This is a genomic window from Cryobacterium tepidiphilum (genome assembly GCF_003716325.1).
In the GTDB taxonomy this organism is placed as follows: domain Bacteria; phylum Actinomycetota; class Actinomycetes; order Actinomycetales; family Microbacteriaceae; genus Cryobacterium; species Cryobacterium tepidiphilum.
Genome location: NZ_RDSR01000006.1, coordinates 65,731 through 83,746, shown reverse-complemented (window position 1 = coordinate 83,746; position 18,016 = coordinate 65,731). Strand labels below are relative to the sequence as shown.

Here is an 18,016-nt window from a genome sequence, read left to right as displayed (position 1 = left end):
CGGAGGCGCCGAGCACTGTGCCGGCGGTCGCGAACGGGGCGATCGTGAGCAGTGGTGTCGATGTCATCGTGGCCTCCTGAGCGCTTCTGTGGTCTTCCGTGCCCCCGGGTCAGGCAGCCTTACAGCATATGGCTGAACGGATGCTCCGCGCAACACCCCCGCGCGGCATCCGCTCTCCCCACCGCGCCGACCCGCCGCCGCTACCCCTTCGGCGGCGCGCTACCGCTGGAGCGGGTGCGACCCGCGGACGAGGGCGCGGTTCGCCGAAATGAGGTCGGCGCAGGCAACGGATGCCGCCCGCAACACCCAGCACAGCATCCGCTCGCCACCGCGCAGACCCGCCGCCGCCCACGCGCGGCACCACGCACCCGCCGCCGCTACCCCTTCGGCGGCGCGCTACCGCTGGAGCGGGCGCGACCCGCGGAAGCGGGCGCGACTCGCCGAAACGTGGTCGACGGAGGCCGAGCGCGCGCAGCGAGAACGGCTCGAGGCTAGTGGTAGAAGTGGCGCTCGCCGGTGAAGTACATGGTGACGCCGGCGGCCGTCGCCGCGGCGACGACCTCCTCGTCGCGCACCGAACCGCCGGGCTGCACGACCGCCCGCACGCCCGCGTCCAGCAGCACCTGCAGGCCGTCGGCGAACGGGAAGAACGCGTCCGAGGCGGCGACGGCGCCGGAGGCGCGCTCCCCGGCCCGGTTCACGGCGAGGTGGCAGGAGTCGACGCGGTTGACCTGGCCCATGCCAACGCCGACGGATGCCCCGGCATCCGCGAGCAGGATGGCGTTCGACTTCACGGCCCGGCACGCCTTCCACGCGAACTCGAGGTCGGCGCGCGTGGCGGCATCCGCTTCGTCACCGGAGACGAGCCGCCATTCCTGGGAGCTGAACCCCGCGAAGGTGTCGGGCTCCTGCACCAGCAGACCGCCGGAGATCTGGCGGAGCTCGAGGTCGGAGCGTCGGTACTCCGCGGGCAGTTCCAGCAGGCGGATGTTCTTCTTCGCCGTCAGCAGCTCAAGCGCCTCGGGTTCGAAGCCGGGGGCGACGAGCACCTCGGTGAAGATGCCGCTCACGGTCTGGGCCATCGCCACACTGACCGTGCGGTTCGCGGCGATCACACCGCCGTAGGCCGACACCGGGTCGCAGGCATGAGCGCGGGCGTGGGCGGAGGCGATCGCGTCGCCGGCGCCCGCCTCGGCCACGGCGATGCCGCAGGGGTTGGCGTGCTTGATGATCGCCACGGCGGGCTCGGTGAAGTCGAAGGCGGCCCGAACGGCGGCATCGGCGTCGACGTAGTTGTTGTACGACATCTCCTTGCCGTGCAGCTGGGTGGCCTGGGCGATGCCCTGCCCGCCGTCGCCCACGTAGAGCGCGGCGGCCTGGTGGGAGTTCTCGCCATAGCGCAGCACGGCCGCGCGGGAGGCCTCCACCACGAGGGTCTCCGGGAACGGCAGGCCGGCGTCGTCGCCGAGGGAGCCGACCACGGCGTCGAACTGGTCCAGGATCTCGTCGTCGGTCGCCAGTGCCGCGGTGTCGTCCTGCCAGGGGTCGGCGATGTTCTGCGCGAACCACGCCGAGACGCTGAGGTCGTAGCCGGCGGTGTGCTCGAAGGCCAGGGACGCGAGCTTCTGCCGAAGGCGCAGGGTGGTGCCGCCGGCGGCGACGGCGTCGATGATCTCGCCGTAGTTGCCCGGATCGACGACGATCGCGACATTGGCGTGGTTCTTCGCGGATGCGCGCACCAGGGTCGGTCCGCCGATGTCGATCTGCTCGATCACCTCTGCCGCTGCCGCACCCGAGTCGACCGTCTCGACGAACGGGTAGAGGTTCACGACGACGAGCTCGAACGGGGCGATGCCGAGGTCTGCGAGCTGCTTCTCGTGCGATTCGAGGCGGAGGTCGGCGAGGATGCCCGCGTGCACGGCCGGGTGCAAGGTCTTCACGCGACCGTCGAGGGATTCCGGGAACCCGGTGATCGACGAGACATCCGTCACGGCGAAGCCGGCGTCACGGATGCGCGCGGCCGTCGAGCCGGTCGAGACGATCTCGACGCCTGCCGCGCTGAGCGCCTGGGCGAGCTCGGGCAGTCCGGTCTTGTCGCTCACCGAGAGGAGCGCACGCCGGACGGGAACGACGTCCCGCTCGCGAACGACCTGGTCGGGGCCCTGGTGGCTGCTCATGCGCGTGACTGCTCCTTGAGTTCGAGGTTTCCGTTGGCGATGTCGAGCACGGCCTGCACGAGCAGCCGGCGTTCGACGGTCTTGATGCGCTCGTGCAGCGAGTGCTCGGTGTCGCCGGGCAACACCGCCACCCGCTCCTGGGCGAGGATCGGACCGGCATCGACGCCTTCGTCGACCACGATGATGCTGGCACCCGACTCCTGCACCCCGGCGGCCAGGGCATCGCGCACGCCGTGCGCGCCGGGGAACTCCGGCAGGTAGGCGGGGTGGGTGTTGAGCAGCCGGGGCGACAGCGCCTGCACCACACGTGCGGGCAGCAGGCGCATCAGGCCGCTCAGGATGACCAGGTCGGGCTCCCACTGCTGCACCTGCGCCAGCAGCTCGTCGCCCCAGGCCTCCCGGTCGGGGAACGACGAGAAGGGAACGGTGAAGGTGGGGATGCCGTACTCTTCGCCGAGGTCGAGGCCGTCGGCGTCGCGGTCGGCGCCGATCGCGACGACCCGGGCCGGGAACTCGGCGTCTTCGGCTGCTTCAAGCAGGGCACGGAGGTTGGAGCCGCCTCCGGAGATCAGCACGACGAGTGAGAGCACCCTTCGAGCCTACCGTCCGGCCGCGTCAGCGACGGTCACGGCGGCGGGCGGCGATGGCGCCGAGGCTCGCGGCGATGCCGACCTCCACGAACGCGAGCCCCGCCACGAGGAACGGGTTCGGGCCCACCACGGAGAGGCGACCCGGCCCGAGCGCGCCGCCGGACCACCAGGCGAGAAGCCCGAGCAGCACGGCGGCGACGAGGCCGATCCCGAAGCCGGTCGCCAGCTGCAGGCCGAGGCCGGGCTCGGGGCTGGACCGCGGCATCCGTTGGCCGGCCAGCCAGGCACACACGAACCCGGCGAGCACCGGCACCAGCAGGCCGAGGAAGCCGTAGCCGAGGGTGCCGTGGGGCAGGATGCCGAGGATCGGCACGCCGGGGACCGGCCCGAGCGCGGTGCCGAGGGGCGACACGCTCGACCCCTCCCCGAGGGCGAATCCCGGGCCGACGAACCAGGCTGCGGCCCAGACGACGAGATTGGGGAGGAAGGCGAGCTGCGCCACGGTCAGGGCGATGCCCCCGGCCACGCCGGCCTGCACGGTCTCGTAGAGGCCGATGACGGTGCCGTACTGGGCGAGCACGAGCACGGTCACGGCGAGCGCCGACACCGCGATGACGGCGGCGCACACGGCGGCCCCGCCGCGCAGGGCGGCCTGGATCGCATGCCGGGTGTTCTCGTCGAGAGCCTCGAACCGCGAGCGGATGCGCCCGGCCGGCTGGTCGTCGCGGGGTGCAGGCTCGCCCGTGGCGGTGCGGGGCCGGAGCGCCCACGCGCCGAAGACCACGCCGGCGCCGAACACGAGCGTCGGCAGCACGATGCCCTGCAGCGGCGCGGGCTGCACCACACCCCCGCCGTCGGCGCTCAGCGTGAGGAGCGCGGCCACGACCGCGTAGGTGGCGATGGACGCGGTGACCCCGACCGGTCGGTGGTGGCTCTCGGCGGCACGGCGGCCGGTGCGCACCCCGAGCGCCGCGGCGAGCGCGGCGAAGCCGAGCAGCGCGATGGTGATGGGGAACGGAGCGCCCGCGGCGGGCAGTCCCAGCGTGCCGACCACGGGGTCGCCCAGGTGCACCGTGAGGTCGGCGCCGTTGCCCAGCAGCCAGACGTCGACCGCGGCGCGCCAGAACACGAACCAGTCGATGGCGAGGTTGAACTGCGCCGCCCAGAGGATGGTGAGGGGCACGAGCGCCACGCCGAGGCCGATGGCGGCGACGATGAGCCCCTCGAGGGCGGCGAGCAGGACGGTGGTTATGCGGTTCATCGGCCTCCGAGCCTACCGGTGCACCCGCACCATGAACCGGAGCCGCCCCGCGCGGCCGGGAACTACTTGCCGTCGCGGTAGGGGCCCCTGACGAGCGAGACCGCCGCGGCCCCGCCGAGGATCAGGCCGATCACCCCGAACGTGACGAGGAACGCGTGGAAGAAGAAGTTGAGGTCCATGACTCCAGTATGCCGCCTCATCCATGCCGCCTTGGAAGCCTCCGAATCGACGAAGGGCCCGCCAGTTCGCGGCGGGCCCTTCGAACGGATGCGTCTGCTACAGCCCGGCGATGACCTCGCGGAGCAGGCTGGCCGTCTCGCTCGGTGTCTTGCCGACCTTGACACCGGCGGCCTCAAGGGCCTCCTTCTTGGCCTGCGCCGTTCCGGCCGAGCCGGAGACGATGGCGCCGGCGTGGCCCATGGTCTTGCCCTCGGGCGCCGTGAAGCCGGCGACGTAGCCCACGACGGGCTTGGTGATGTTGGCCTTGATGAAGTCCGCGGCACGCTCCTCGGCGTCGCCGCCGATCTCGCCGATCATCACGATCGCCTTGGTCTCCGGGTCGGCTTCGAACGCGGCCAGCGCGTCGATGTGCGTCGTGCCGATGATCGGGTCGCCGCCGATGCCGATGGCGGTCGAGAAACCGAGGTCGCGCAGCTCGTACATCATCTGATAGGTCAGGGTGCCGCTCTTGGAGACGAGGCCGACCGGGCCCTTGCCGGTGATGTTGGCGGGGGTGATGCCCACCAGCGACTCACCGGGCGTGATGATGCCGGGGCAGTTCGGCCCGATGATGCGGGTCTTGTTGCCCTTCTCCTGGGCGTACGCCCAGAACACGGCGGAGTCCTGCACGGGAACGCCCTCGGTGATGATGACGAGCAGCGGGATCTCGGCGTCGATGGCCTCGATCACGGCGTCCTTGGTGAACGCCGGAGGCACGAACGCGATGGAGACATCCGCGCCGGTCTTCTCGATCGCCTCGGCGACCGTTCCGAACACGGGCAGTTCGACGTCGCCGTGTGTCACGGTGGTGCCGGCCTTGCGGGCGTTGACGCCGCCCACGACCTGGGTGCCGGCCTTCAGCATGAGGGCGGTGTGCTTGGTGCCCTCACCGCCGGTGATGCCCTGCACGATGACCTTGGAGTCCTTGTTGAGGAAGATTGACATTCTCGGATTCCCTTACTTCGCTGCGTTGGCGAGCTCGGCGGCCTTCGCGGCGCCCTCGTCCATGGTGGCGGCCAGGGTCACCAGCGGGTGATTGGCCTCGGTCAGGATGCGGCGGCCCTCGTCGACCTTGTTGCCGTCGAGGCGCACGACCAGCGGCTTGTTGGCGGAGTCGCCGAGCGACTCGAGCGCTCCGACGATGCCGTTCGCGACCGCGTCGCAGGCGGTGATGCCGCCGAAGACGTTGACGAACACCGACTTCACCTGCTCGTCGCCGAGAATGACGTCGAGGCCGGCGGCCATGACCGCAGCGGATGCTCCGCCGCCGATGTCGAGGAAGTTGGCCGGCTTGACGCCGCCGTGGTTCTCACCCGCGTAGGCGACGACGTCGAGCGTCGACATGACGAGGCCCGCGCCGTTGCCGATGACGCCGACGGAGCCGTCGAGCTTGACGTAGTTGAGGTCGTTCTCCTTGGCCTTCGCCTCGAGCGGGTCGGCGGCAGCGGCGTCTTCCAGCTCGGCGTGGTTCGGGTGGCGGAAGCCGGCGTTCTCGTCGAGGGTGACCTTGCCGTCGAGGGCGATGATGTCGCCTTCTTCGGTGAGAACGAGCGGGTTGACCTCGACCAGGGTGGCGTCTTCACCGGTGTAGACCGCGTAAAGCTTGACGAAGACATCCGCTACCTTGTCGACGAGCTCGGCCGGGAAGCCGGCCGCGGTCGCGATCTCGCGTGCCTTGTCGTTGTCGATGCCCGTGATGGGGTCGACCTCGATGCGGGCGAGGGCCTCGGGCTTCTCCACCGCGAGCTGCTCGATCTCCATGCCGCCCTCGACGCTCGTGAGCGAGAGGTACGAGCGGTTGGCGCGGTCGAGCAGCACCGAGAAGTAGAACTCCTGCGCGATGCGTGCGCCGCCGGCGACCATGACTCGGCCCACGGTGTGGCCCTTGATGTCGAGGCCGAGGATGGCCTTGGCGGCTTCTTCCGCCTCATCGGGCGTCTTCGCGACCTTCACGCCGCCGGCCTTGCCGCGCCCGCCGACCTTGACCTGGGCTTTGACCACGACGACGCCACCGATCTTCTCGGCAGCCGCACGCACCTCCTCCGGTGTGTCGGCGATGATGCCCGGGAGGACCGGTACTCCATACTGTTCAAACAGGTCTCTGGCCTGGTACTCGTAGAGATCCACGCTGCTCTTCCAATCCGCGTCTATGGCGTTCGTGCATGGGGGGTGAAGGGCACAGCCGCCGGTGCCGGATTTAGCTCGACGTCAAGACAACTGGCCGTCTAAACTCTACCGCGAGACGCTTGGGGCCGCGTGCGGATGCGACGGGGCCGCGTAATGTAGGACAGCCAAACCTTGCTGGCAGAGCCGTCGCGCGCGTGGTTGGCTCATCACATGAGCGAACTGGTCCACGCTGCGGAGCCGCACGCCACCGGCCTCAACGCGCGGTTGAATTGGCTGCGCGCCGGGGTTCTGGGCGCGAACGACGGCATCGTCTCGGTCGCAGCCCTTGTCGTCGGCGTTGCGGCCGCCACCTCCGATACGGCCACGATCCTGATCGCCGGCATCGCGAGCCTCCTCGCGGGTGCCATCTCGATGGCCCTCGGGGAGTACGTTTCGGTGTCGAGTCAGCGCGACACCGAGCGCGCCCTGATCGCACGGGAGCGCGAGGAGCTCGCGAGCATGCCCGAGCAGGAGCTCGCCGAGCTCGCGGGCTTCTACGAGGCGAAGGGCTTGACCCCGCAGACGGCGAAGCAGGTCGCCCTCGAACTCACCGAGCACGACGCCCTTGCCGCACACCTCGAGGCGGAACTGCACATCGACGCGGACGACGTGTCGAATCCCTGGCATGCGGCACTGGCATCCGCTCTGTCGTTCACGATCGGGGCGCTACTGCCGCTGCTCGCGGTGCTGCTGCCGCCGCCGGCGTGGCGTCTCCCCGCGACGTTCCTCGCGGTTCTGGCGGCCCTGGTGATCACCGGGTGGCTGAGCGCCCACCTCGGCGGTAGCGGCAAGGCGCGTGCGATCACCCGTGTCGTCAGCGGCGGCGTGCTCGCGCTCGCGGTGACCTACGCGATCGGCGCGCTCATCGGCGTCTCGGTGTAGCCCGCCCTCACCGCGAGTCGTGACTTGTGGTCGTTATCCGCGCCATTGCGACCACAACTCCGGTTTCGCGGGGCCGCGTCAGACCACCTCGTCGCCGAGGTCGATCTCTCCGGTGCGCTCGTCCTCGTCGACGCGCTCGTCGGCGTCGTCGTCACGGTCGCCGATGTCCACCGGCCGGTCGTCGGCGTCGATGCGCGGGTGCTCGTCGAGGTCCACGACCGCTTCCTCGTCGACGGGCGCGTCCACGTCATCCACCTCGCGCTCCTCGTCGGGGGCGTCGATGTCTTCGTCGGCCAGCCTGGGCCACAGTCCATCAGGGTCACTCGCCATGGTGCAGCCTCCTCATGTCGATGTCTTGCCCGCCACGGTACGCCGGGCGCCGGGTGCCGACAACCCTGCCGGGCGAACGCTCACGCGGGCATGCCGGCGGCGCCTCGCTCCCGGCGGTCGGCGCGCGCGCGGGCGAACAGCACGATGAGGATCGCGATGCCGCCGCCGAGCGCGGTCTCCACGGCCCGGTCGAAGAGCAGTGTGGACACCGGCACCGGGCTGGCGAGCCGCGACACCGTGAGCGCCAGCGGCGTGATGAACAGCAGGGCGGCGCCGTAGTGCCGGCCCACGAGAATCTCGGCGCCGAACTGGCCGATCCCGATGACCACGATGAGCACGGCCAACGGCGGAGCAGGGAGGAGGATCAGCCCGGTCACGACGACCCCGAGCAGGGTGCCGATGATGCGGTGCCAGGCCCGCGACGTGGAGTGCCGGGCGCCGGGCGGCGGCAGCACGGCCACGACGCTCACGACCGCCCAGTAGGAGTGGCCGATCCCCACGAGCGTCGCCAGAGCCCCCGCGATGAGCACGCCCACGACGTTCTGCGCGATGGTGCGCCACACCTCGGCGTCACGGTAGGCGACCGGGTTCACGACGCCCCGCCGCGGCAGGCCCTTGAACCAGTCCGCCGACCGCTCCCCCACCACGCGCCGCACCGCCCAGCCCGACATGGTCAGCAGCCAGGCGAAGGCAGCGGATGCCGCGGCGACGGCGAGCAACAGGCCGACGTCGGCGGCCCGGGTCGGCACCTGCGCGCATACGGTGTAGGCGAAGACGAAGAAGATCGGTGTCGGCGGGAACAGGCCCGCGGTCGCAGACAGCAGGATGCCGGCCACGATGACGACGATGAGCCCGGCAGCCAGCACGATGAGCGACGGCGACGCGAGCGCCGTCGCGATGCCGAGCGCGATGCTGGCCACCAGCGCGACGGCCGCGACCGTGACCGTGCGCGCCCGGATCCGGTACGGCTCGCTGCGCCCGTAGAGCGCGGTCATCGCGCCGAACGACGCGTAGGGCGCCCACTCGATGTGCCCGATCGCGATCAGCACCACGAGCGGGACGACGGCCGCCAGCGCAGCCCTCGACGCGACTTCGATGTCGAGGGCGCGCAGGGAGCGGATGCGGTCCAGCAGGCTTTCCGGCGACGTGCGCTCGTCGTCCTGCCGGCTACTCATCAGAGTTTCTCGATGGGAGCGATCTTGATCAGGAGCTTCTTCGCGCCCGCCGAGTCGAACAGCACGTGGGCGATGCGCTTGGTGCCCTCACCGGTGACCTGGTTCACGCGGCCGTCGCCGAAGTCGACGTGACGGATGCGGTCGCCGGGTTCCAGGGTGAGGTCACCGTTATCGCGCACCTGCGCGGTGACCCGGTTGGCCCACTCGGTCTTCGGCTTCGGGGCTGGCGGCAGGCCCTGCTGCTCGCGCTTGCCGTACCCGTCGCGGCGGGCGTTCAGCGCGCGCGACTGCGTGCCGCCGCGAGAGTTCGCCATGCCCGGCGACTGCCGCCAGTCGATGAGGTCGGCGGGGATCTCCTGCAGGTACCGGCTCGGCATGGCCACGTTGATGTCACCGAACTGGGCCCGTGTCATCGCCAGGGAGAGGTAGAGCCGCTTTTTCGCACGGGTGATTCCCACGTAGAACAGGCGCCGCTCCTCGGCCGGGCCGCCGGGCTCGTGTGCCGACATCTGGTGCGGCAGCAGTCCCTCTTCCACGCCGGTGAGGAACACGGCGTTGTACTCCAGTCCCTTCGCGGTGTGCAGGGTCATGAGCGACACGGTTCCGGAGGCGTCGTCGAGGTCGTCGGCGGCGGCCACGAGTGAGACCTGGGTGAGGAAGTCGACAAGACCCGCGTCGGGGTTCTCCCGCGTGAAGTCCTTGGTCTGCGCCACGAGCTCCTCGATGTTCTCGGCGCGCGCTTCGTCTTGTGGGTCGCGGCTGCTGCGCAGCACGCTCAGCAGGGTGCTCCCCTCGAGCAGGAAGGTGAGCACGTCGGAGACGCTCGCCGCGCCGGCCGGGCTCGCCGGGTCGAGCATGAGCGCCGCCTCGTCGAGGAGTCGGGCCAGCTGCAGAATCGCGTTGGTCACCTTCGGGCCGAGCCCGAGCGCGGCGGCATCCCGCATCGCCTGCCGGTAGCTGATGCCGTTGTCGGCCGCGAAGCTTCCGAGCTGGGTCTCGGTGGCAGGGCCGATGCCGCGCTTGGGGGTGTTCAGGATGCGCCGGAGCGCCAGCTCGTCGTCGGGGTTGGCGACGGCGATCAGGTAGGCCATCGCATCCTTGATCTCGGCGCGCTCGTAGAACTTGGTGCCGCCGACCACCCGGTACGGCACAGCCGCCCGCACGAGGATCTCCTCCAGGGCACGCGTCTGAGCGTTGGTGCGGTAGAACACGGCGATGTCGCGGTAGTCGGTGCCGGCCTGGTGCAGTGCCTCGATCTCATCGGCGACGAACTGGGCCTCATCGTGGCCGGAGTAGCCGGTGAAGCCGACGATCTTCTCGCCGTCGCCGCCGGCGGTCCACAGCTTCTTCTCCTTGCGGTCGAAGTTGTTGCCGATCACGGCGTTCGCGGCGGAGAGGATGTTCTGCGTGGAGCGGTAGTTCTGCTCGAGCAGCACCACCTTCGCGCCCGGGAAGTCGCGTTCGAACTCGCTGATATTGCGGATGTCGGCGCCACGGAACGCGTAGATCGACTGGTCGGAGTCGCCGACGACCGTGAGCGATGCCCCGGGGATCGCCCCGGTGGAGTCCTGCACGTTCCGCACATGCAGCCCCTGCGCCTCGAGTTCGTCGGCGAGCTCCGCGTCGACGGGCCGGGTGAGCTCCCGCACCAACGCGTACTGGGCGTGGTTGGTGTCCTGGTATTCGTCGACGAGGACGTGCCGGAACCGGCGCCGGTACAGCGCGGCCACGCGGGGGAAGGCGCGGAAAAGATAGACCGTCTCGCCGATGAGATCGTCGAAGTCGAGGGCGCTGGCCGCGCGCAGCCGCTGCGTGTACTGCCGGAAGATCTCGACGAACATGACCTCCTGCGGGTCGCTCATGTTCGCATTGCGGGCGTAACTGTCGACATCCGCCAGCTCGTTCTTGAGCTTGGAGATCTTGGCCGACACGTTCGCCGGGGTGAAGCCGAGGGTGTCGGCGTCGAGGCCCTTGATGATGCGCTTCAGGGTGACGCGGGTGTCGGAGGAGTCGTAGATGCTGAAGGTGCTGCTGAGGCCGGCCCGCTCGGCCTCAGCGCGGAGGATGCGCACGCACGCGGAGTGGAAGGTGGAGATCCACATGCCCCTGGCATGGTCGCCGACGAGCGCGACCACGCGCTCGCGCATCTCGGCGGCGGCCTTGTTGGTGAACGTGATGGCGAGGATCTGGCTCGGCCAGGCCTCGCGGCTTTCGAGCAGGCTGGCGACGCGGCGGGTGAGCACGCTGGTCTTGCCTGAGCCGGCGCCGGCGATGATGAGCAGCGCCTGACCGCGGTATTCCACCGCTTCGAGCTGCTGCGGGTTGAGCCCGTCGAGCAGCGAGCTGCGCGAGTAACCGGATCCGCGTTCGCGCCCGGATTCCTGCACGATCACGGGCGCTCCGGAGACTCCGTTCGCGGTGGTCTGGTCCGGGCCGAAGAGCGTCGTCATATCGCTCTCAAGTGTAATCGCTGCCCCTGACATCGCCCTCCGAGGCGCCGACCGCCTCGGCCCCGTCCCAGGCCCTCGCCAGTCGAAGGTCGGTCGTCAGCAGTGGCGCACCCAAGCGAACGGCGAGCGAGACGTAGAGGGCGTCGACAAGCCGGATGTCGCCACGGCGCTCCCAGGCCCCCGCCAGTAGGTCCATCACCAGGTGGCGGGTCATGGGGAGTTTTCGCAGGCGCTCGAGCGCCTCGTCCACTGCTTCGACCGAGAGGAGACCCGCACGATGAAGCCGGCCGAGTGCGGAGAGAACCTCGGCATCGCAGTGAGCCGGGGCGTGGAGTTCCATGCCGCGCAATCGGGCTGCGGCCGCGGCCGCATGCGTGGTGTCGGCGAGCAGGTCCACAAGCACCGAGGCGTCGACCACGACGACATCAGCCATGTGTGGCGCTCTCCCCGAACTCGTCTCGCGCCGCATGCAAGGCGTCCAGTGCCGCTTCGTGCGAGATGCGTGGCGTGTGCCTAGGCAGGTCGTCGAGCCATGCGTCGACCGCGTGGCGCTCCAACTCGCTCCGGATGGCCTCCTGCGTCAGCGCAGAAACATTAAGACCTCGCTCCCGTGCCCGCTTGGCGAGCTCATCGGGCACATGAACGTTCAGCCGAGCCATACACACACTATACACAACCCGCGGATGTTCAGTCAGCCCTATGGACCCCGAAGATGCGCCAGAACCAGAAGCCCTCTCGTCTCGCCTCGCCGTGCACCTGCGCGCAACTCCTTCAGAACGAGCTCGGCGATGTGCACCAGCGGCGAAAACATCCAGATGCGGGACGCGACGATTCGCCGATCGAAGGAGTTATGCACGTGCACGTGCCGGCCGGCCGGCCGGCCAAGGCTCGTGAGTGAGGGGCCTGACAAGGTCGTGCGAGTCGCGGCGAGCGGATTGAGGAATGCGAAAGGCTCGACGTAGGGTCGGAGGGTGACCGTGAATCCCGATGCACCCCGAGGCAAGGCCAGCCTCGAGGTGCTGCGTGCCGAAGCCCATCAGGAGCTCGACACGGTCATCCACGAGCGCCTGCTCGCCGGCGAAGACCCGTGGGCGTTCATGGAGGAGCTCCCGACGGTCGACGAACTGGTGGTCTACCTGCTTCGCGCCGACGCCATCAACGCCAATGGCGGCCAGCATCCCTCGCCCACGCGCGAGTACCGGGTGCTTCGGCAGATCGCCCTCGAGCACCCCGCGCTCACGACCACGGTGTGGCGGATGCTGGGGCACGACGAGCTGCTCGCCCCGCGCACGATCGACGCCCAGCGCTGAACCCCGCCCCAACCCGGCGCGGGCGGCGCCGACAGGCCGCCGACGGCATCCGTAACCAGCATTTTTATAGCCGGATGCCCAGCCAATCGTTATGCGATCTCCGCTAGATTGAGTGTGTACCGACAACCCGGTGCCCGCCTACCAAGCTGACTGTGAGACAACCATGGCAAGCACGAATCCCGCATTCTCCCGAAACCCCGCGTTCGCCGCTCCCGGCAGCGCTGCCGCCACCCGCACGCTGTCCGACTCTGAGCTGAACGACCTCTACAACGCGCCGGCCGCCGGGTCGCAGGACACCGGCCGGATGAGCTACGAGGACACCATCGCGAAGACGGCGCTGAGCTTCGGCATTCTCGTCGTCGCGGCGGTCGCCTCGTGGATCCTCACGCCCACGTTCGGTTTCCTCCCGATCCTGGCCGCCATCGTCGGCTTCGTGCTGGCCATGGTGAACATCTTCAAGAAGCAGCCGTCGCCGGGCCTGGTGCTCGCGTACGCCGCCGTGGAAGGCCTGTTCATCGGCGGCATCTCGATGATCTTCGAGCGGATCTACCCCGGCGTCGTGCTGCAGGCCACACTGGCCACGGTCGTGGTCGTGGGCGTCACGCTCGCCCTGTTCGCGAGCGGAAAGATCCGCGCCTCGAAGCGGGCCACCAAGGTGTTCATGATCGCCATGATCGGCTACGTGGTGTTCTCGCTCGTGAACGTGGGCATGATGGCCTTCGGCGTGACAGACAACGCCTTCGGCCTGCGCAGCGCTGACTTCTTCGGAACCGGCATCCCGTTCGGCGTCGTCATCGGCGTTCTGGCCGTGATCATGGCGGCCTACTCGCTGGTGCTCGACTTCGACTCCATCCAGCGCGGTGTGCAGAACCGGGCCCCGCGTGTCTACGGCTGGTCGGGCGCCTTCGGCATCATGGTGACGGTCATTTGGCTGTACGTGGAACTGCTGCGCCTCTTCGCCCTGTCCCGCCGGTAGACAACCCTCGCGTGAAGAAGGCCGGCCCCTCGGGGCCGGCCTTCTTTTTGCCTCCGAACTCGGGATGCGCCGCTATCGACGCCCGACTACGGCGCGTATCGGCGTATGACCAATGCCATCGTGATCGCGAAGAGCGCCATGGCAACGGCGAGTGACACAAGAAGCGGGAAAACCCACGGCGACGTCGACAGGGTCAACAAACTCACGACTACGAGGATCGCTGCGATGGTGAACAAGAGGCCGGCTTTCCGTGAGTGGGAATTGCTTTCCAGATGAAGCCGCCCGGGTTCGCCAGTTCATCAGTGCCCACTCGTTAGCGCTCCGGCACCCCTCAAGGCGACAGAGACTCATGTTCAGGATCACATCCTATTCGCGCGCCGCGGTCCGGGACGTGAGCGAACGCAGCGACTCAGCCGAAGCGGCCGCTCACGTAGTCCTCGGTGGCCTGCACGCGGGGGTTGGAGAACATGGTGCGGGTGTCGTCGTACTCGATGAGCTTGCCGGGCTTTCCGGTGCCGGCGATGTTGAAGAACGCGGTGCGGTCGGAGACGCGGGATGCCTGCTGCATGTTGTGGGTCACGATCACGATCGTGTAGTCCTGCTTGAGCTCCTCGATGAGGTCTTCGATCGCGAGCGTGGAGATCGGGTCGAGCGCCGAGCACGGCTCGTCCATCAGCAGCACGTCGGGCGAGACTGCGATGGCGCGGGCGATGCACAGGCGCTGCTGCTGGCCGCCGGAGAGGCCCGATCCCGGCTCGCCGAGGCGGTCCTTCACCTCGTTCCACAGATTCGCGTGGCCGAGCGATCGCTCCACGAGCGCGTCGGCGTCGCCCTTGGGCATCCGCCGGTTGTTGAGCTTCACCCCGGCCAGCACGTTGTCGCGGATCGACATGGTCGGGAACGGGTTCGGGCGCTGGAAGACCATGCCCACCTGCCGGCGCACCAGCACCGGGTCCACCCCGGCGGCGTAGAGGTTGTCGCCGTCGACCAGCACCTCACCCTCGACGCGGGCGCCGGGGATCACCTCGTGCATGCGGTTGAGCGTGCGGAGGAAGGTCGACTTCCCGCATCCGCTCGGCCCGATCAGGGCGGTCACGGTGCGCGGCTCGATGGCGAGCGAGACGTCCTCGACGGCCAGGAACGACCGGTAATAGACGTTCAGGTCACGGACTTCGATGCGTTTCGACACGGGGCTCCTCGGGTCAGCGGTGGGTTTTCGGGGCGAAAGCGGATGCGATGACTCGGCCGGCGAGGTTCAGCAGCATCACGATCGCAATGAGCGCGAGAGCGGATGCCCAGGCGCGACCGAGGAACGACGCCGGGTCAGGTCCCTGGTTCGCGTACTGGGTGTAGGCGAAGACGGGCAGGGTCATCATCCGACCGTCGAACAGGTTGTAGTTCATGCTGGCGGTGAAGCCGGCGACGATGAGAAGCGGCGCCGTCTCGCCGATCACGCGCGCGACGGCGAGCATGACGCCGGTGGTGAGGCCGGCGAGCGACGTGGGCAGCACGACTTTCACCACGGTGAGCCACTTCGGCACGCCGAGGGCCAGCGACGCCTCACGCAGTTCGTTCGGCACCAGGCGGAGGATCTCCTCGCTGGAGCGCACGACCACCGGGATCATCAGCACCGAGAGGGCGATCGAGCCGATGAACCCGCTGCGGATGCCCGGGTCCTGGAACAGCAGGGCGAAGAGGGCGTACGCGAAGAGGCCGGCGACGATGGAGGGGATGCCCATCATGACATCGACGAAGAAGGTGATGCTGCGCGCCAGCGCGCCACGGCCGTACTCGACGAGGTAGATCGAGGTGAGCAGTCCGATCGGCACGGAGATGAGCGCGGCCATCCCGGTGATCTCCAACGTGCCGACGAGCGCGTGCAGCCCTCCCCCGCCGGGTCCGATGATGTTGCGCATCGACTCGGTGAAGAAGCTGGGTGCGATCATGCGCGCGCCGCCGTTCTGCAGCACGGTCCAGACCAGCGACACCAGCGGCAGCAGCGCGATGATGAACGCGGTCGCCACGAGCGACGTGATCAGCCGGTCGACCGCGCGCCGCCTGCCCTCCACGAGCAGGGAGAGCACGAACAGCAGCAGGTCGAAGAGAACGGTGCCGAAAAAGACCGCGCCGACCGGGTTGAACCCGGCCGCCGGGTCGGCGACGGCGAGCAGCGCGAACACCGCCGAGACGACCAGCCAGGATGCCACGAGCAGCCACCAGGCGCTGCCGCGCGGCAGGCGCCCGGCGCTGAACGAGTTGGCAGTGGATGCGGTGAGTGCGGTCATCAGTTCGCTCCCGAGAAGGCCCGGCGGCGGCCGACGATGAACCGGGCGAGCATGTTGACGAGGAGCGTGACCACGAACAGCACGAGGCCGGAGGCGATCAGCGCGTTGACCCCGACACCGGATGCCTCGGGGAACTGGAGCGCGATGTTCGCCGCGATCGTGTTCGGGTTCTGGGAGTGGAGAAGGAAGAAGTTGACGACCAGCGCCGGGGACAGCACCATGGCGACGGCCATGGTCTCACCGAGCGCCCGCCCGAGCCCGAGCATGAGCGCCGAGACGATCCCGGCGCGGGCGAACGGGAGCACCGACATCCGGATCATCTCCCACCGGGTGGCGCCGAGGGCGAGGGCGGCCTCCTCGTGGAGGCGGGGGGTCTGCAGGAACAGTTCCCGGCAGATGGCCGTCATGATCGGGAGGACCATGACCGCGAGCACGATCGCCACAGTGAGGATGGTGCGGCCGGTGCCCGACACCGGGCCGGCGAAGAGCGGGATCCATCCGAGGTTCTCGGACAGGCCGCGGTAGAACGGCTGCACGAACGGTGCGAGAACGACGATGCCCCAGAGCCCGAAGACCACCGACGGCACCGCGGCGAGCAGGTCGATGACGTATCCGAGCGATTGCGCAACCCGGCGCGGCGCGTAGTGCGAGATGAAGAGGGCGATGCCGATGGCGAGCGGAGTCGCGATGACCAGGGCGATCAGGGCCGCCCAGATCGTCCCGAACGCGAGCGGCCAGACGTAGGCCCAGAAGTTCGCCGCTTCACCGGGAAGCTGTGCCGAACCGGCGACGAGCGCGGGGATGCTCTGGACCACGAGGAAGAGCGCCACCGCGCCCAGGATGACGAGGATCGTCGTCCCGGCGATGAGGGCCAGGGAGGAGAAGGCCCGGTCGCCTCGGCTTTGCATGATGGGCGTCCTGGCTGCTGTGTTCGTCGTCACTACTGCTCTTTCCGCTGATCAGGAGCCGGGCCGTGGGCGGGTGCGCCACGGCCCGTCCGTGGGCTACTTGATGCTGTCGATGGCGGTGCGCACGGTGTTTGCCAGGTCCGCCGCGAGCGGCGCCGAACCGGCCTCCTTGGCCGCCGCGGCCTGGCTCTCGTCGCTCACGATGTGACCGGCGTAAGCCTTCACGAGCTCGGCCTTCGCGGCATCCTCGTAGTCGGCGCAGGTGATCAGGTAGCTGACCAGCACGAGCGGCCAGGCGCCCTTCTCGGTGTTGGTGCGGTCGATCGCGACCGCGAGGTCGTTCGCCTCGCGGCCTTCGACCAGCGGCGACGCCGCGACGACCGCTGCGGCGCCTTCCGGGCTCAGCGTGACGTACTCGTCACCGACCTTCACCTGGGCGATCGACAGGCCCGATGCGCCGGACTCGTCGATATAGGTGATCGAGTTGCTGCCGTTGCGCGTCGCGTCGGCGACCCCGGAGGTTCCCTTCGCGGCGTCTCCGACCTTGTAGGGGTAGGTCTGGGAAGGCGCGGCGTCCCAGACGGCCGGGGCGGTGGCGCTCAGGTATTCGGTGAAGTTCTGCGTGGTGCCGGAGTCGTCCGACCGGTGGACGACGGTAATCCGCGCGTCCGGGAGGGCGGCGTCCGGGTTCTGCGCCGTGATGGCGGGGTCGTTCCAGGTGGTGATGGTGCCCTTGAAGATCCCGGCGATGGTCGGTGCGTCGAGCTTCAGCTCGTCGACGCCGTCGACGTTGTAGGCGATGGCGATCGGCGAGATGTAGACCGGCAGGTCGAGCGCGCCGCTGTCGGCCGCGCAGCCGGCGAAGGTCTTCGCCAGTTCCTCGTCGGAGAGTGCCGCGTCCGAGCCGGCGAAGTCCGCGGCCCCGGAGATGAAGCTCGTGCGACCGGCGCCCGATCCCTGGGGGTCGTAGTTGACGGTGACGTCGGGGTTCGCGGTCTGGAATCCTGCCGCCCACACCGTCTGCGCCGTCCCCTGCGCGGAGGAACCGATGCCGTTGAGCGTGCCGGACAGGCCGGCCGTGGTGGAGTCGCCGGCGGGCGTTCCGCTCTCGTTGGCCGCGCATCCGGTGAGCGCGATGGCACCGAGGGCGAGGATGGCGAGCGGGGCACTGTAACGCTTGTGATTCACAAGTCTCCCTTTCAGGGATCGTGGGCAAGTGATGCGGTGGTGTCCGTGGGGACCTCCACCGGCAACGACGCTATTCACGGTGTCTGGCCGGCATCCCAC

17 protein-coding genes are annotated in these 18,016 nt (G+C 69.2%); 3 read left to right on the top strand and 14 right to left on the bottom strand.

The window, feature by feature from the left end:
- Positions 1 to 491: 491 nt before the first annotated feature.
- The 5 genes from purH to sucC form a co-directional block, all read right to left on the bottom strand.
- Positions 492 to 2,177 carry a bifunctional phosphoribosylaminoimidazolecarboxamide formyltransferase/IMP cyclohydrolase gene (gene purH / locus EEJ31_RS05420; RefSeq protein WP_123045278.1) on the bottom strand — a complete coding sequence of 562 codons (1,686 nt, stop codon included), beginning with the start codon at positions 2,175 to 2,177 and terminating at the stop codon, positions 492 to 494.
- Positions 2,174 to 2,767 (bottom strand): phosphoribosylglycinamide formyltransferase, encoded by a 594-nt coding sequence (gene purN, locus EEJ31_RS05415; RefSeq protein ID WP_123045277.1) that lies wholly within the window; start codon positions 2,765 to 2,767, stop codon positions 2,174 to 2,176. Before purN ends, purH begins: the two co-directional genes overlap by 4 nt.
- 25 nt (positions 2,768 to 2,792) lie before the next feature.
- Positions 2,793 to 4,028 carry a cell division protein PerM gene (locus tag EEJ31_RS05410; RefSeq protein ID WP_123045276.1) on the bottom strand — a complete coding sequence of 412 codons (1,236 nt, stop codon included), beginning with the start codon at positions 4,026 to 4,028 and terminating at the stop codon, positions 2,793 to 2,795.
- A 276-nt stretch (positions 4,029 to 4,304) separates the two neighbouring features.
- Positions 4,305 to 5,192 (bottom strand): succinate--CoA ligase subunit alpha, encoded by an 888-nt coding sequence (sucD, locus tag EEJ31_RS05405; protein ID WP_123045275.1) that lies wholly within the window; start codon positions 5,190 to 5,192, stop codon positions 4,305 to 4,307.
- Positions 5,193 to 5,204: 12 nt separating this feature from the next.
- Complete coding sequence (gene sucC, locus EEJ31_RS05400) at positions 5,205 to 6,374, bottom strand: ADP-forming succinate--CoA ligase subunit beta (RefSeq protein ID WP_123045274.1); 1,170 nt, start codon at positions 6,372 to 6,374, stop codon at positions 5,205 to 5,207.
- Between the two features lie 210 nt (positions 6,375 to 6,584).
- Here sucC and EEJ31_RS05395 point away from each other — a divergent pair, with 210 nt between their 5' ends.
- Positions 6,585 to 7,295, top strand: coding sequence for a VIT1/CCC1 transporter family protein (locus EEJ31_RS05395; protein WP_123045273.1), 711 nt, complete (start codon positions 6,585 to 6,587; stop codon positions 7,293 to 7,295).
- Positions 7,296 to 7,373: 78 nt separating this feature from the next.
- On the opposite strand, the gene EEJ31_RS05390 is transcribed toward EEJ31_RS05395, so the two are convergent.
- The 5 genes from EEJ31_RS05390 to EEJ31_RS05370 all read right to left on the bottom strand — a co-directional run bounded on the left by EEJ31_RS05390 (position 7,374) and on the right by EEJ31_RS05370 (position 11,909).
- Entirely contained in the window at positions 7,374 to 7,625 is a 252-nt protein-coding gene (locus EEJ31_RS05390) for a hypothetical protein (protein ID WP_123045272.1), read from the bottom strand.
- Positions 7,626 to 7,705: 80 nt separating this feature from the next.
- A complete protein-coding gene (locus tag EEJ31_RS05385) occupies positions 7,706 to 8,800 on the bottom strand; it encodes an FUSC family protein (protein WP_123045271.1) in 1,095 nt (364 codons plus the stop codon).
- On the bottom strand, positions 8,800 to 11,250 hold the full coding sequence (locus tag EEJ31_RS05380) for an ATP-dependent helicase (protein ID WP_123045270.1): 2,451 nt from the start codon (positions 11,248 to 11,250) through the stop codon (positions 8,800 to 8,802). Before EEJ31_RS05380 ends, EEJ31_RS05385 begins: the two co-directional genes overlap by 1 nt.
- A 7-nt stretch (positions 11,251 to 11,257) precedes the next feature.
- Positions 11,258 to 11,683 (bottom strand): type II toxin-antitoxin system VapC family toxin, encoded by a 426-nt coding sequence (locus EEJ31_RS05375; protein ID WP_123045269.1) that lies wholly within the window; start codon positions 11,681 to 11,683, stop codon positions 11,258 to 11,260.
- Positions 11,676 to 11,909 carry a type II toxin-antitoxin system CcdA family antitoxin gene (locus EEJ31_RS05370; protein WP_123045268.1) on the bottom strand — a complete coding sequence of 78 codons (234 nt, stop codon included), beginning with the start codon at positions 11,907 to 11,909 and terminating at the stop codon, positions 11,676 to 11,678. Before EEJ31_RS05370 ends, EEJ31_RS05375 begins: the two co-directional genes overlap by 8 nt.
- A gap of 312 nt (positions 11,910 to 12,221) precedes the next feature.
- On the opposite strand from EEJ31_RS05370, the gene EEJ31_RS05365 reads away from it, so the two are divergent.
- The gene (locus EEJ31_RS05365; protein ID WP_123045267.1) at positions 12,222 to 12,560 is read left to right on the top strand and encodes a tryptophan synthase subunit alpha; all 339 of its coding nucleotides are present in this window, start codon (positions 12,222 to 12,224) and stop codon (positions 12,558 to 12,560) included.
- 163 nt (positions 12,561 to 12,723) lie between these two features.
- A complete protein-coding gene (locus EEJ31_RS05360) occupies positions 12,724 to 13,536 on the top strand; it encodes a Bax inhibitor-1/YccA family protein (RefSeq protein ID WP_123045266.1) in 813 nt (270 codons plus the stop codon).
- Positions 13,537 to 13,945: 409 nt separating this feature from the next.
- Here EEJ31_RS05360 and pstB read toward each other — a convergent pair whose 3' ends face one another.
- The 4 genes from pstB to pstS form a co-directional block, all read right to left on the bottom strand.
- Positions 13,946 to 14,725 (bottom strand): phosphate ABC transporter ATP-binding protein PstB, encoded by a 780-nt coding sequence (pstB, locus tag EEJ31_RS05355; protein ID WP_123045265.1) that lies wholly within the window; start codon positions 14,723 to 14,725, stop codon positions 13,946 to 13,948.
- Between the two features lie 13 nt (positions 14,726 to 14,738).
- Positions 14,739 to 15,821: a phosphate ABC transporter permease PstA gene (pstA, locus tag EEJ31_RS05350; protein WP_123045264.1), complete on the bottom strand. Its 1,083-nt coding sequence runs from the start codon at positions 15,819 to 15,821 to the stop codon at positions 14,739 to 14,741.
- Positions 15,821 to 16,729, bottom strand: a complete 909-nt coding sequence (gene pstC / locus EEJ31_RS05345) for a phosphate ABC transporter permease subunit PstC (RefSeq protein WP_123045341.1) — start codon at positions 16,727 to 16,729, stop codon at positions 15,821 to 15,823. The genes pstA and pstC overlap by 1 nt, the downstream gene beginning before the upstream one ends.
- Before the next feature lie 96 nt (positions 16,730 to 16,825).
- Complete coding sequence (pstS, locus tag EEJ31_RS05340) at positions 16,826 to 17,917, bottom strand: phosphate ABC transporter substrate-binding protein PstS (RefSeq protein WP_123045263.1); 1,092 nt, start codon at positions 17,915 to 17,917, stop codon at positions 16,826 to 16,828.
- Positions 17,918 to 18,016 lie beyond the last annotated feature (99 nt).

Excerpts from the sequence above, each read along its gene's own strand:
- purH (WP_123045278.1), bottom strand. The coding sequence starts at position 2,177 with ATGAGCAGCCACCAGGGCCCCGACCAGGTCGTTCGCGAGCGGGACGTC.
- EEJ31_RS05410 (WP_123045276.1), bottom strand. The coding sequence starts at position 4,028 with ATGAACCGCATAACCACCGTCCTGCTCGCCGCCCTCGAGGGGCTCATC.
- sucD (WP_123045275.1), bottom strand. The coding sequence starts at position 5,192 with ATGTCAATCTTCCTCAACAAGGACTCCAAGGTCATCGTGCAGGGCATC.
- EEJ31_RS05395 (WP_123045273.1), top strand. The coding sequence starts at position 6,585 with ATGAGCGAACTGGTCCACGCTGCGGAGCCGCACGCCACCGGCCTCAAC.
- EEJ31_RS05390 (WP_123045272.1), bottom strand. The coding sequence starts at position 7,625 with ATGGCGAGTGACCCTGATGGACTGTGGCCCAGGCTGGCCGACGAAGAC.
- EEJ31_RS05385 (WP_123045271.1), bottom strand. The coding sequence starts at position 8,800 with ATGAGTAGCCGGCAGGACGACGAGCGCACGTCGCCGGAAAGCCTGCTG.
- EEJ31_RS05380 (WP_123045270.1), bottom strand. The coding sequence starts at position 11,250 with ATGACGACGCTCTTCGGCCCGGACCAGACCACCGCGAACGGAGTCTCC.
- EEJ31_RS05375 (WP_123045269.1), bottom strand. The coding sequence starts at position 11,683 with ATGGCTGATGTCGTCGTGGTCGACGCCTCGGTGCTTGTGGACCTGCTC.
- EEJ31_RS05370 (WP_123045268.1), bottom strand. The coding sequence starts at position 11,909 with ATGGCTCGGCTGAACGTTCATGTGCCCGATGAGCTCGCCAAGCGGGCA.
- EEJ31_RS05360 (WP_123045266.1), top strand. The coding sequence starts at position 12,724 with ATGGCAAGCACGAATCCCGCATTCTCCCGAAACCCCGCGTTCGCCGCT.
- pstA (WP_123045264.1), bottom strand. The coding sequence starts at position 15,821 with ATGACCGCACTCACCGCATCCACTGCCAACTCGTTCAGCGCCGGGCGC.
- pstC (WP_123045341.1), bottom strand. The coding sequence starts at position 16,729 with ATGCAAAGCCGAGGCGACCGGGCCTTCTCCTCCCTGGCCCTCATCGCC.